At 68.0% G+C, this 11,822-nt stretch carries 12 protein-coding genes; 9 read left to right on the forward strand and 3 right to left on the reverse strand.

Going from position 1 to position 11,822, the window contains the following annotated elements:
* Positions 1 to 8: 8 nt before the first annotated feature.
* Entirely contained in the window at positions 9 to 503 is a 495-nt protein-coding gene (gene tadA, locus ACORJG_RS05965; RefSeq protein WP_427792368.1) for a tRNA adenosine(34) deaminase TadA, read from the reverse strand.
* Here tadA and ACORJG_RS05970 point away from each other — a divergent pair.
* Positions 492 to 2,012 (forward strand): pseudouridine synthase, encoded by a 1,521-nt coding sequence (locus ACORJG_RS05970; protein ID WP_427792370.1) that lies wholly within the window; start codon positions 492 to 494, stop codon positions 2,010 to 2,012. The two genes, tadA and ACORJG_RS05970, sit on opposite strands and share 12 nt — an antisense overlap.
* A 5-nt stretch (positions 2,013 to 2,017) precedes the next feature.
* A complete protein-coding gene (gene rsmD / locus ACORJG_RS05975; protein ID WP_427792372.1) occupies positions 2,018 to 2,593 on the forward strand; it encodes a 16S rRNA (guanine(966)-N(2))-methyltransferase RsmD in 576 nt (191 codons plus the stop codon).
* Here rsmD and ACORJG_RS05980 read toward each other — a convergent pair.
* Positions 2,576 to 3,067 carry a low molecular weight protein-tyrosine-phosphatase gene (locus ACORJG_RS05980; RefSeq protein ID WP_427792374.1) on the reverse strand — a complete coding sequence of 164 codons (492 nt, stop codon included), beginning with the start codon at positions 3,065 to 3,067 and terminating at the stop codon, positions 2,576 to 2,578. The genes rsmD and ACORJG_RS05980 overlap by 18 nt on opposite strands.
* Positions 3,068 to 3,103: 36 nt before the next feature.
* Positions 3,104 to 5,026 carry a DNA mismatch repair endonuclease MutL gene (gene mutL / locus ACORJG_RS05985; protein WP_427792376.1) on the reverse strand — a complete coding sequence of 641 codons (1,923 nt, stop codon included), beginning with the start codon at positions 5,024 to 5,026 and terminating at the stop codon, positions 3,104 to 3,106.
* Positions 5,027 to 5,238: 212 nt separating this feature from the next.
* Here mutL and ACORJG_RS05990 point away from each other — a divergent pair, with 212 nt between their 5' ends.
* From ACORJG_RS05990 to yajC, 7 genes are all read left to right on the forward strand, one after another.
* Positions 5,239 to 5,943, forward strand: coding sequence for a YceI family protein (locus ACORJG_RS05990; RefSeq protein WP_427792378.1), 705 nt, complete (start codon positions 5,239 to 5,241; stop codon positions 5,941 to 5,943).
* A 76-nt stretch (positions 5,944 to 6,019) separates the two neighbouring features.
* Positions 6,020 to 7,324, forward strand: a complete 1,305-nt coding sequence (locus ACORJG_RS05995) for a YceI family protein (protein WP_427792379.1) — start codon at positions 6,020 to 6,022, stop codon at positions 7,322 to 7,324.
* A gap of 85 nt (positions 7,325 to 7,409) precedes the next feature.
* Positions 7,410 to 8,705 (forward strand): serine--tRNA ligase, encoded by a 1,296-nt coding sequence (gene serS, locus ACORJG_RS06000; RefSeq protein WP_427792381.1) that lies wholly within the window; start codon positions 7,410 to 7,412, stop codon positions 8,703 to 8,705.
* Positions 8,705 to 9,496 (forward strand): 5'/3'-nucleotidase SurE, encoded by a 792-nt coding sequence (gene surE, locus ACORJG_RS06005; protein WP_427792383.1) that lies wholly within the window; start codon positions 8,705 to 8,707, stop codon positions 9,494 to 9,496. The genes serS and surE overlap by 1 nt, the downstream gene beginning before the upstream one ends.
* Positions 9,493 to 10,137 (forward strand): protein-L-isoaspartate(D-aspartate) O-methyltransferase, encoded by a 645-nt coding sequence (locus ACORJG_RS06010; RefSeq protein WP_427792385.1) that lies wholly within the window; start codon positions 9,493 to 9,495, stop codon positions 10,135 to 10,137. The genes surE and ACORJG_RS06010 overlap by 4 nt, the downstream gene beginning before the upstream one ends.
* 127 nt (positions 10,138 to 10,264) lie before the next feature.
* Positions 10,265 to 11,338: a peptidoglycan DD-metalloendopeptidase family protein gene (locus tag ACORJG_RS06015; protein ID WP_427792387.1), complete on the forward strand. Its 1,074-nt coding sequence runs from the start codon at positions 10,265 to 10,267 to the stop codon at positions 11,336 to 11,338.
* A 147-nt stretch (positions 11,339 to 11,485) separates the two neighbouring features.
* Positions 11,486 to 11,800: a preprotein translocase subunit YajC gene (gene yajC, locus ACORJG_RS06020; RefSeq protein WP_427792389.1), complete on the forward strand. Its 315-nt coding sequence runs from the start codon at positions 11,486 to 11,488 to the stop codon at positions 11,798 to 11,800.
* Positions 11,801 to 11,822: the final 22 nt, after the last annotated feature.

An 11,822-nucleotide genomic window follows, 5' to 3' on the forward strand; every position in this document is an offset into this window, starting at 1 on the left:
TTGTCAGGTCAACGCCCTGCGTCGGGCGTCGTTCCTGCGCGTGATTTGCGTCGTGAGCGGAAAAAGCCCCGCAACATCCGGGCCGCCGGATCGGCCATCACACCGCCGTCGCTCTGCGGTCGCCAGTGGCAGGTCGGCTGATCGAAGAAACGCCCGCCGTGGATCACGGCGCCGCCCTTGGGATCGTCCGCACCCCAGACCACGCGGCCGATGCGGGCATGGCTGATGGCGCCCGCGCACATGGCGCACGGCTCAAGGGTGACATAGAGAGTCAGGTCTGTAAGGCGATAATTCTGCAACTTGGCCGCAGCATCGCGCAGGGCGACGATCTCGGCATGGGCGGTCGGATCATGGGCTGTGATGGGCCCGTTTTGCCCGCGCCCAAGCACTTCGCCGGTGTTTTCATCCACGATCACAGCCCCGACAGGCACCTCGCCAGCCTCAGCCGCCGCTTGCGCCAGATCGAGCGCCATGCTCATGAACCGCTCATCATGGATCGCCATCCCAAAGACAACGACAAGAAGCCCCGCTCCCGTCAAGACGACGGCGCGCGCGGTCCCCGCAATTTCGCCGATAAAGGCCCGCGAAAGCCCTTCGACAAGGACGGAAAGCCGGGCGGCAAGCCTCGCGACCGTGCTGGAGGCAAGCCGGGCGACAGGTCTGCGCCCGAAACCAAGGGGTCGGAACGCACCGAACGAATCGCCAAGGTCATGGCGCGCGCGGGCATCGCCTCGCGCCGCGAGGTCGAGCGCCTGATCGGTCTGGGCAAGGTTGCGGTGAACGGCCGCATCCTGGCCACGCCCGCCGTGCTGGTGAAGCGCGACGACAAGATCACCGTCGACGGCAAGCCGATCGGCGCCGCGCAGGCCACGCGCGTCTGGCGCTATCACAAGCCTGCGGGCCTGATCACCAGCCATAACGACCCGGCGGGCCGCCCCAATGTGTTCGACGCCCTGCCCAGCGGAATGCCGCGCGTGATTTCGGTCGGCCGTCTCGATCTGGCGACCGAGGGCCTGCTGCTGCTGACCAACGACGGCGAACTCAGCCGGGCGCTGGAACTGCCTGACACGGCGCTGGTGCGCCAGTATCGCGCCCGTGCGCGCGGCCGCATCACTCAGGAACAGCTGGACAAGCTGAAGGACGGCGTCGTCGTCGACGGCATCCGCTATGGCCCGGTCGAGGCCACCATCGACAAGGCCAAGGAAAAGGCCGAGGGCGAGAAGTCTTCGGCCAACCTGTGGCTCAGCGTCCAGATCACCGAGGGCAAGAACCGCGAGGTCCGCAAGGTGCTGGAAAGCGTCGGTCTGACGGTCAACCGCCTGATCCGCCTGGCCTATGGTCCGTTCCAGCTCGGCACCCTGCCGGTCGGCGCCGTCGAGGAAGTCGGCCCGCGCGTGATCCGCGAGATGCTGGCCGAGCATATTCGCCCTGAAAACCTGCCGACCGGCAACACGGTCGCGACGCCCGCGCCGGTTCCGGGTCGCCGCACCGGCACGCCGATCGTGCGCGGCAAGTCCGGCTCGGCCATGTCGGACCCCTCACGCAAGCCCAGCCGCGTGCGCGCCGCAGAAACGGCGGCCGAAGAAGGCGCCGAGTTCGGCAAGCCCGTAAAGAAGGACGGCTGGGCCAAGGCCAAGCCGAAGTTCGAGCACGCCAAGACCTTCAAGCCTCGCGCCCGCCCGGGTGAAGGCGAGGCGACAGCAGACGGCGAGCGTCCGCGTCGTCCGTTCAAGCCGCGCGAACCGCGCGCCGATCAATTTATCGACGACCGCCGTGGTCCGCCCAAGGGCGCCCGTCCCGGCGCCAAGCCCGGCGGCAAGCCTTTCGGTCGTCCCGGCGGCGCTGGCGGTCGATCGGACGCGCGTTCCGACACGCGCTTCGGCGAACGCTCCGATTCTCGTCCGGGAGATCGGCCGGGCGGCCCGCGAGGCGGCGGCAAGCCGTTTGGCGGCAAACCCTTCGGCGGCAAGCCTTCGGGCGGTGGTCGTGGCGGCCCGCGCGGGCGCGGCTGAGATCCATGCGTATCGTAGCGGGCAGCCTGAAGGGCCGCGCCATCGTCACGCCCGAAGGGCAGAACACGCGACCGACCTCCGATCGGGCGCGTCAGGCGATCTTCAACGTGCTGGAGCACGCGCCGTGGGCCGAGGGCCTGCATGAGGCGCGGGTGATCGACCTGTACGCCGGTTCGGGCGCGTTGGGCTTCGAGGCTCTGTCGCGCGGGGCGGCCTTCTGCCTGTTCGTGGATACGGATGACGGCGCGCGCGGCGCGATCCGCGAGAACATGGACGCCTATGGCCTGTTCGGCCGGTGCCGGGTGCATCGGCGCAGTGCGACTGATCTGGGGCCGAGACCCGGCTCGGCGGGCGAGGCCTTCACCCTGGCGTTTCTCGACCCGCCCTACGCCAAGGGCCTGGGGGAGCAGACGCTGTCACGGCTGCTGGAGGGCGGCTGGCTGGCGCCGGGCGCCATCGTGGTGTTTGAGCGCGGATCGAACGAGCCCGAGATCGACACGCCCGGCTATGAGCGGTTGGACGCGCGCGACTACGGCGCCGCGCGCGTCCTGTTCCTCAGGGCGTCAGAAGATTCGGCCTGAGGTGCGGTCGTTGAGGCGCCTGAGCCGGGCGGCCAGGGCGCGGACGCCGACTGTCACATCGGCCCAGGTGACGGCGAAACCGTCGTCCTCGCCATAATAGGGATCGGCAACGGCCTGACCGGCGCGGCCCTCCACATGATCCAGCAGCAGGGACAACTCCGCCGTGGCGTCGGGCGGGGCGAGGCGGCGCAGGTTCGCCAGATTGTCGTGATCCATCGCGACCAGATGGGTGAAGCGGCGGAAGTCTGCGGGCTTCACCTGACGACCGCGCAGGGCCGAGATATCGACGCCGTTCTTCAGGGCGACCGCCTGTGCGCGCGGGTCGGGCGGGGAACCGATGTGCCAGCCGCCGGTTCCGGCGGAATCCGTGATGGCGTCCAGCTTCAGGCGCGGCGCTTCTTCGCGGAAGGCAGCCTCGGCCAGCGGTGAGCGACAGATGTTGCCGAGACAGACGAAGAGGACGGAAGGGGTCATACGCTCAAGTAGTGAAGCGGTAGGGCGACGAAAAGATCAGCGCCGCCCGAACAGCTTTTCGAGATCGTGAAGCTTCAGCTCCACATAGGTCGGACGGCCGTGGTTGCACTGGCCGGAGTGGGGCGTGGCCTCCATCTGGCGCAGCAGGGCGTTCATTTCGGGCGCCGACAGGACACGGCCCGAGCGGACCGAGCCGTGACAGGCCATGGTGCCGCAGACCTCGGCCATACGCTCTTTCAGCGACAGGGCGGCGCCGTGTTCTGACAGGTCGTCGGCGATGTCGCGGATCAGGCCCTGAACGTCGGTGTCGCCCAGCAGGGCGGGCGTCTCACGCACCAGCACCGCGCCCGCGCCGAACGCCTCGACGATCAGGCCCATCTCGGCCAGTTCATCGGCCTTGGCCGCGACGCGCTCGGCCTCGGCGGGGTCCAGTTCGACCACTTCGGGCGTCAGCAGTGCCTGGCGGGTGACGGCGCCGTCGGCCATCTGGGCCTTCATCCGCTCATAAACCAGCCGTTCGTGGGCGGCGTGCTGGTCGACGATGACCAGGCCGTCGCGGGTCTGGGCCACGATGTAGTTGGCGTGAAGCTGGGCTCGCGCGGCGCCCAGCGGATAGTCGATCAGGTCGACGGGGGCCGAGGCGCCGGGCGCGATCTGACCCGCGTGTTCGGCCTGAATCTCGCCCAGGGTGCGGAAGCTGGGGGCGCTGGCCTCGCCGCTCCACGTATGCTCGACGCGGGCGGAGCGTTCGTTCAGGCCGGGCAGGTTCTGTGCGGCGGCGGCCGGTTGCGACCAGCCCTGCCATCCGCTCCAGCCCGGCGCGGCGTTGCTGAAAGATTGCGACGCGGCAGGATTGTAGAGGGCCTCGCCCGTATGCGGCCGGAAACCTGACAGGGCGTCAGCGGCGACCGTGGTCGAGGCGCGGTGTCCTGCCGCGTGCAGGGCGTGGCGCAGGGCTCCGACGATCAGGCCCCGCACCAGCGCCGGATCGCGGAAGCGCACCTCCGCCTTTGCCGGATGGACGTTCACGTCGACATACAGCGGGTCGATGTCGATGAAGAGGGCCGCCGCCGGATGTCGGTCGCGCGCCAGGAAGTCGGCGTAGGCGCCGCGCAGGGCGCCCTGCAGCAGACGGTCGCGCACCGGGCGGCCGTTGACGAACAGGAACTGGTGCGCCGCATTGCCACGCGAATAGGTCGGCAGGCCCGCATAGCCGGACAGGCGTACACCGTCGCGTTCCTGATCGATCAGCAGGGCGTTGGCCTCGAAGTCGCGGCCCAGCAGGGCGCCGAGACGCTTCAGCCGGCCCTCGTCGCCGGGATGTTCGGCGGGCAGGCGAAGCGTCGTCTTGCCGTCCAGCGTCAGGGTGAAGGCGACGGCCTCGTGCGCCATGGCCTGACGCTTGATCTCTTCGGAGATGGCCATGGCCTCGGCCCGCTCGGACTTCATGAACTTCAGGCGGGCGGGGGTGGCGTAGAACAGGTCGCGCACCTCGACCCGCGCGCCGTGCGGGCCGGGGAAGGCGGCGGGCGACAGGGGGCGCTGGGCGCCGCCCTCGACGGAAACGGCCCAGGCGTCGTTCTGGGGCTGGCCCGCCTCGGCTCTGGCGCGGGTCGTGATGTTCAGGCGGGCGACCGAGCCGATGGAGGGCAGGGCCTCGCCCCGGAAGCCCAGGGTGAAGATGCGCAGCAGGTCCACATCGCCCGCGTCGTCCGGCTCCAGCTTCGATGTGGCGTGGCGCTCGACGGCGACGGGCAGTTCGTCGCGCGGGATGCCCTTGCCGTCATCGGCGATCAGGATACGGGTCAGGCCGCCGCCGTCCGCCTGGATCTCGATACTGCGGGCGTCGGCGTCGATGGCGTTCTCGACCAGTTCCTTGATGGCGCTGGCCGGGCGTTCGACCACCTCGCCGGCGGCGATGCGGTTGACGGTTTCGGGGGGGAGGCGGCGAATGGTCATCTGAGTCGCAAGGATAGGCGCCGTCGTCGCCCGGCGCACCTCAATCCTTTTTTCGTGAGCAGGATGACGATTTTCGTGATGCAGGGGCTTGCGGCGCGTCAATGGCAACATATACTGTTGCAGTCTATCGGCGAGGCCGAAGTGACACACGACCTGTTTATGGACCTTCTGTCCACTTATCGTTTCAACCGCCTGATTGAGGTTTTCTCTCCATGAAGATCAAAGCCGCCCTGATCGCCGTTTCGGCCGCCGCCCTGCTGGCCGCCTGCAGCCAGCCTGCCGACACCGCCGGCGCTCCGACGACCGATGCAGCCTCGACCGCTCCGGTCGCGCTGAAGGCGACCTCTGGCGTCTATGTGATGGATCCGACCCACGCCTCGCTGCAGTGGTCGCTGCCGCACAACTCGATCTCGAACTACACGGCGCGCTTCAACAAGTTCGACGCCAAGATCACGCTGGACACCGCCAACCTGGCCAACAGCACGGTTGAGGCGACCATCGACCCGACCTCGGTCGACGCCAACTATCAGGGCGACTACGTCGGCACCCACGCCGCAACCGGCTTCAAGAGCTGGAGCGAGGACATCGCCAAGAACAAGAACTTCCTGAACGCCACGGCCTTCCCGCAGATCACCTTCAAGTCGACCAAGGTCGAGCTGACCGGCGCGCGCACGGCCAAGGTGACGGGCGATCTGACCTTCCTGGGCGTCACCAAGCCGGTGACGCTGGACGCCACCTTCAATGGCGATCTGGAAAAGCACCCCTTCATGCCGGTTCCGGCCATCGGTTTTGCGGCTGAGGGCAAGTTCAAACGTACCGACTTCGGCATGCCGCTGGGTCCGGTCGGCGACGAGGTGACGATCCGCTTCGACGCCGAGTTCATCAAGGAAGCCGCGCCGGCGGCTCCGGCCGCCTGATAGGCGAACGCACGACAAGAGGGCGGGGCCGTTCGGTCCCGCCCTCTTCATGTTCAGACCGAACGCGAGACTTCTCATGACCCGCCGCCCCAGCCGATACAGCGCTGTCGCCATCACCCTGCACTGGCTGATCGCGGTCGCCATCCTGTCGATGATCCCGATGGGCTGGTGGATGAGCGACGCGATTGTTCAGCCGGATACTCAGGCGCTGGCCTATCGCGTCTTCCAGATTCACAAGTCGATCGGCTTTCTGATCCTGGCGCTGACCGTGCTGCGGATCGTGTGGCGGCTGACGCATCCGGTCCCGGCTCTGCCCGGCGCCATGAAGGGGTGGGAGCAGTTCGCTGCGAGGGCGACGCACGCGGCCTTCTACGCCCTGATGCTGGCCCTGCCGCTGACGGGGTGGATCTATGTCTCGACCGGCTGGGCCGTGGTCACGGACACGCCGCTGGCCGTGGCCACCAGCTGGTTCGGCCTGTTCACCATTCCGCACCTGCCCTTCATCGAGCACGCTTCTGAAGCCGCTCGCCGCGCGACAGCGTGGATGGCCATGGGCGCGCACAGCAAGCTGGCGTGGGGCGCGATCGTGCTGGTCGCCCTGCACATCGGGGCGGCGCTGAAACACCAGTTCTTAGAGCGCGACGGCGTGCTGTCGCACATGATCCCTGTCCTGCCGCATGGCGATGACGCGCACGGCGTCGCGGCCGAGCCGACGCCGGCCGTCCGCTGGGCCGAGCGGCTGGCGGGCGTGGCCTTTGTGGTCGTGATCGGCGTCGCCTTCGGTCTGGCCGCCAAGCCTGCGCCGAAGACGGAAGGGCAGGCGGTCGCCTCGGCCCCTGCCGCCGCGCCTGCGACGGACGCGACCGTAACGCCGGGCACGGCCGCCGCCTGGACCGTAGACAAGGCCGCCTCGACGATCCAGTTCACCGGAACCCACACCGGCAAGGCCTTCACCGGCCGGTTCGAGCAGTGGGACGCGCAGGTCTGGTTCGACCCGGCCGATCTGGCGGGCTCCAAAGCCGTGGTGACGGTCCAGACCGGCACGGCCAAGACCGGCGACGCGACGCAGGAAGGCAGCCTGCCGGGCGCCGAATGGTTCGACACCTCGACCTATCCGACCGCGCGCTTCGAGGCGACGGCGTTCAAGGCGCTGGGCGGAAACCGTTATGAGGCGACCGGAACCCTGCGCATCAAGACGACGACGGTCCCGGTCGTCCTGCCTTTCACCTTCGACGAGGCGGGTGGAACGGCGACGGTCGCGGGCAAGCTGGAACTGGACCGCACGGCGCTGAACATGGGCATGGCGTCCGACGCGGGCGGCGACTGGGTGTCCAAGGCCATCGGCGTCGAGATCAAGGTCAAGGCGGCGCGTCAGGGTTAAGAAATCGGGCGCGGGGTTTGCCCGACTCCGCGCGGGGCGCTACAGCCTTCGGCTCTCCTTCCCTGAGCGCCGAAAGAGCGACGCCATGCACGATATCCGAGCCATTCGCGACAATCCCGAAGCCTTCGTTGCGGGCTGGTCGTCGCGCGGCGTGGATGACGCGGCCGATGTCGTCGCGCGCATTCTGGCGCTGGATGTCGACCTGCGCGCCGCCCAGACGCGCGGTCAGGACGCCCTGGCCAAGCGCAACGCCGCGTCCAAGGCCATCGGCGCCGCCATGGGCAAGAAGGACATGGACGAGGCCGACCGCCTGAAGGCCGAGGTCGAGGCGCTCAAGGGCGAAATCGCCGAGGCGGGCGATGCTGAAACCGCCAAGGGCGCCGAACTGCGCGACCTGCTGGCCGGGCTGAAGAACCTGGCTGCCGCCGACGTGCCGGACGGCGAGGACGAGAACGACAACGTCGAAGTCCTGAAGTGGGGCGAGCCCCGCACGACCGGCCCGGCCAAGGATCACGCCGATCTGGGCGAGGCTCTGGGCCTGCTGGACTTTGAAGCCGCCGCCAAGATGTCCGGCTCGCGCTTCGCCGTGCTGAAAGGCCAACTGGCGCGTCTGGAACGCGCCATCGGCCAGTTCATGCTGGATATGCAGACTGACAAGCACGGGTATCAGGAAGTCGCTCCGCCCTACATGGTCAAGGACGACGCCATGTTCGGCACCGGCCAGTTGCCGAAGTTCGAGGAAGACCTGTTCCGCGCTGGCGAACACCTGCTCATCCCCACCGCCGAAGTCTCCCTGACCAACCTCGTGCGCGAGCAGATTTTGTCCGAGGACGATGTCGCCCAGCCCATGCGTATGACCGCGCTGACGCCGTGCTTCCGCGCCGAGGCCGGTTCGGCGGGGCGCGATACGCGCGGCCTGATCCGCCAGCATCAGTTCTCCAAGGTCGAGATGGTCTCCATCTGCCGCCCGGAGGATTCCGAGGCCGAGCACGAACGCATGACTGCTTGCGCCGAGGCGGTGCTTCAGGCGCTGGAGCTGCCTTATCGCAAGGTGCTGTTGTGCAAGGGCGACATGGGTTTCTCGGCGCAGAAGACCTATGACCTCGAGGTCTGGCTGCCTTCGCAGAACACCTATCGCGAGATCAGCTCCTGCTCGAACTGCGGCGACTTCCAGGCCCGGCGAATGGACGCCCGGTTCAAGCGCGCGGGCGAGAAGAAGACCGAGTTCCTGCACACCCTGAACGGTTCGGGACTGGCGGTCGGCCGCACCCTGGTCGCGGTGATGGAAAACTATCAGCAGGAGGACGGGACCATCGCGGTTCCGGCCGCCCTGCAGCCCTATATGGGCGGACTCAAGACTGTAGGCGTGGCGTCCAACTGATGCGTATCCTTCTGACCAACGACGACGGCATCGAGGCCGAGGGCCTGGCCTGCCTTGAGAAGATCGCCCGCGCGCTGTCGGACGACGTCTGGGTCGTCGCGCCCCAGACCGAGCAGTCGGCCAAGGGGCGGGGCATCACCCTGACCGAGCCGCTGCGCGTCAATCAACTGGGCGACAAGCGGTTCGCCGTGACCGGCACCCCGACCGACTGCGTCATCCTGGCCGTCAACGACATCATGCCCGAGAAGCCCGATCTGGTGCTGTCGGGCGTCAATCGCGGCCACAACGTCGGCGAGGACGTCAGCTATTCCGGCACGGTGGCGGGCGCCCTTCAGGGCATGGCCTTCGGCATTCGCTCCATCGCCCTGTCGCAGTCGCTGGAGCGTTTCCACGACGAGGCGATCGCCCATTGGGAAACGGCCGAGGCCTTCGGTCCCGGCATCGTCGCCCGTCTGCTGGAGCAGAAATGGGGTGAGGGCGTGGTCATGAACGTCAACTTCCCGCGCCTGCCGCCGGAACTGGTCAAGACGGTCGAGGTGACGCGTCAGGGCTTCCGCGACATCGGCGAGATGCACGCCGTGCGCCGTACCGACCTGCGCGGACGCGACTACTACTGGATGGCCTTCCGCGGCGCGCCGCAGGAGCACGCCGACGGCACCGACCTGCGGGCGATGGACGAGGGCCGTATCTCGGTCACGCCGCTGCACATCGACCTGACGCACATGCAGTCGGTCAATGACCTGAAGAAGGTGCTGGGCGGCGCCCCGCCCAAGGGGCCGCAGGAAAAATGAGTCTCAAGGACGACCGCGCGGGCCGATTGATCCTGTCGCTGCGGCGTCAGGGGGTGACGGACGCGCGGGTGCTGAAGGCGATGGAGTCCATCGACCGCGCCGTCTTCGTCCATGAGAAATTCCTCGATCAGGCGTGGGAGGATCAGGCCCTGCCGATCGACTGCGCCCAGACGATCAGCCAGCCCTATATCGTCGGCCTGATGACCCAGGCGCTGCAGGTCGGACCGCGCCACCGCGTGCTCGAGATCGGCACCGGCAGCGGATATCAGTGCGCGGTGCTCAGCCGCATGGCGCGCTTCGTCTATTCGGTCGAGCGTTACAGAAGCCTCTTAACCGAGGCTGAGAACCGGTTGAAAATCCTGGGTATCGACAACGTCTTCACCCGTCATGGCGACGGCGGGCAGGGCTGGGTGGAACAGGCGCCGTTCGACCGGATCATGGTCACGGCTGCTTCGCCCCATGAGCCGACGGAGTTGCTGAAACAGTTGAAGCTGGGCGGCGTTCTGGTTGCGCCGGTCGGGCGCACTTCGGTGCAGATGCTGAACCGCTACACCGGCCAGCCGGACGGCAGTTTCCAGCGCGAAAGCCTGTGCGAAGTCCGCTTTGTCCCTCTGGTCGAGGGAACGGCAAAAGAGGGTTGAGGGCGAAATCTCACCGCTCCATTAACCTTTCCGCCCCACTTTCGCGCGGGTTACCGGGTTGGATTCGGCCACGGGTCGGGGCAAACCGGCTTCTGAATGCTGGATCAAGGTTAATACGGAGAGACGCATGAGCGGCTTTACAGGCTGGATCAGGGCGGCGGCGGTCGTCGGCGGAGCGCTGGCGGTTACGGCGTGTTCGACCTATCCGAGCGAGCCGCGCTATTCGACCCGGCCGAACATGCCGGGCGCCTATCCGCAGCAGCCGGGCCAACAGCCCGGCGCCAATCCGAACAATCCCTACTATCAGGGCCAACCGACTCAGCCCCAACAGCCTGTCCAGCCGCCGGTCGATGAAGGGCCGCGCGCCCCGGCGGGCAATATCGAGGGAGGCGGTCTGCCGCCTGCGGGCGGCCCGGCCTATCCGTCGACGGGCGCGCCGGTCACGGTGACGCCGCCGCCAGCGGCGGGCAATCCGAGGATGCCGGGCGCGACCTATGTGATCCAGCAGGGCGACACGATTTCCGGCGTGGGCCGCCGTTTCCGCACCCCGGTTCAGATTTTGATCGACCTGAACGGTCTGGGGCCGCGCGGCGCCATTTCAGCCGGCCAACGCATCATCCTGCCTGACAGCGCGGTGGATGGAGGCTCGGACCCCTATGCTACCGGGCCTTCGCCGGTCGGGGTCAGGACGCCGAATAACGGCGTGGCGCCGCCTCCGCCGCCGCCGCCCAGCGGCAATGCGCCCCTGCCGCCGCCGACCAGAGCGCCTGCGGCGACAGCGCCGACGGCCCCTGCGGCTCCGGTCGGCCAGCCGCTGGCCCTGCAGTGGCCGGTGCGCGGCGACATCCTGCGTCGTTTCGGCCCGGTGGGCATGGGCGAGCGCAACAACGGCATCAACATCGGCGCTGCGGCCGGAACAGAGGTGAAGGCCTCGGCCGCCGGAACCGTGGCCTATGTCGGCGACGACATCGTGGGGCAGGGGCTGACGGTGCTGGTCGTTCACCGCGACGGCTGGCGCACGGTCTACGGCCATCTGGGCTCGGCCACGGTGCGTGACGGGACGCAGGTTCGCGCCGGTCAGAGCATCGGCACGGTGGGGCTGACCGCTGGAGACGGTCGTCCGTCGATCCACTATGAAGTGCGTCAGATGCGCGGCGATGATCCGGTCGCGCTGGACCCGCTGACGGTCCTGCCGCGCTGATGTTGTAAAAAGACGCGTCCGGGCGGCTGCGTCCGGACGCTCTTGTCATCAGGTCGCGTTGCAAATCGGCCCGGCGCACCCTAGTTTCCGCGCCTTGATTTCGAAGGGCCCCCAATGGAGGCGCGGCCCGCGTCGGGGAGTTTCCTAATGTCTGCAGCCCAAGACGGCGGCCTGATGGCTCTTGTCGTTCAAATCGCGCCGATCGTCGCGATCTTCATCCTGTTCTACTTCCTGATGATCCGTCCGCAGCAGAAGCGGATGAAGGCGCATCAGGCTCTGATCGCCGGCGTCAAGCGCGGCGACGAAGTCGTCCTGTCGAACGGCATGGTCGGCAAGGTCACGCGCGTCGAGGATGCGGAAGCCATGGTCGAGATCTCGCAGGGCGTGAACGTCCGCGTGGTCAAGTCGATGATCGCCGAGGTGCGCAACCGCACCGCCATCGCCGCCAACGACAAGGGCTGATAGCCTCGCCCCGGCGCCCCGT

This window comes from Brevundimonas diminuta, assembly GCF_050310045.1.
In the GTDB taxonomy this organism is placed as follows: Bacteria; Pseudomonadota; Alphaproteobacteria; order Caulobacterales; family Caulobacteraceae; genus Brevundimonas; species Brevundimonas diminuta_F.

Bases quoted from the DNA above. Each gene is read 5' to 3' on its own strand.
- serS (WP_427792381.1), top strand. From the start codon at position 7,410: ATGCACGATATCCGAGCCATTCGCGACAATCCCGAAGCCTTCGTTGCG.
- mutL (WP_427792376.1), bottom strand. From the start codon at position 5,026: ATGACCATTCGCCGCCTCCCCCCCGAAACCGTCAACCGCATCGCCGCC.
- yajC (WP_427792389.1), top strand. From the start codon at position 11,486: ATGTCTGCAGCCCAAGACGGCGGCCTGATGGCTCTTGTCGTTCAAATC.
- ACORJG_RS05980 (WP_427792374.1), bottom strand. From the start codon at position 3,067: ATGACCCCTTCCGTCCTCTTCGTCTGTCTCGGCAACATCTGTCGCTCA.
- rsmD (WP_427792372.1), top strand. From the start codon at position 2,018: ATGCGTATCGTAGCGGGCAGCCTGAAGGGCCGCGCCATCGTCACGCCC.
- ACORJG_RS05970 (WP_427792370.1), top strand. From the start codon at position 492: ATGGATCGCCATCCCAAAGACAACGACAAGAAGCCCCGCTCCCGTCAA.
- ACORJG_RS05995 (WP_427792379.1), top strand. From the start codon at position 6,020: ATGACCCGCCGCCCCAGCCGATACAGCGCTGTCGCCATCACCCTGCAC.
- ACORJG_RS06010 (WP_427792385.1), top strand. From the start codon at position 9,493: ATGAGTCTCAAGGACGACCGCGCGGGCCGATTGATCCTGTCGCTGCGG.
- ACORJG_RS06015 (WP_427792387.1), top strand. From the start codon at position 10,265: ATGAGCGGCTTTACAGGCTGGATCAGGGCGGCGGCGGTCGTCGGCGGA.
- ACORJG_RS05990 (WP_427792378.1), top strand. From the start codon at position 5,239: ATGAAGATCAAAGCCGCCCTGATCGCCGTTTCGGCCGCCGCCCTGCTG.
- surE (WP_427792383.1), top strand. From the start codon at position 8,705: ATGCGTATCCTTCTGACCAACGACGACGGCATCGAGGCCGAGGGCCTG.
- tadA (WP_427792368.1), bottom strand. From the start codon at position 503: ATGGCGATCCATGATGAGCGGTTCATGAGCATGGCGCTCGATCTGGCG.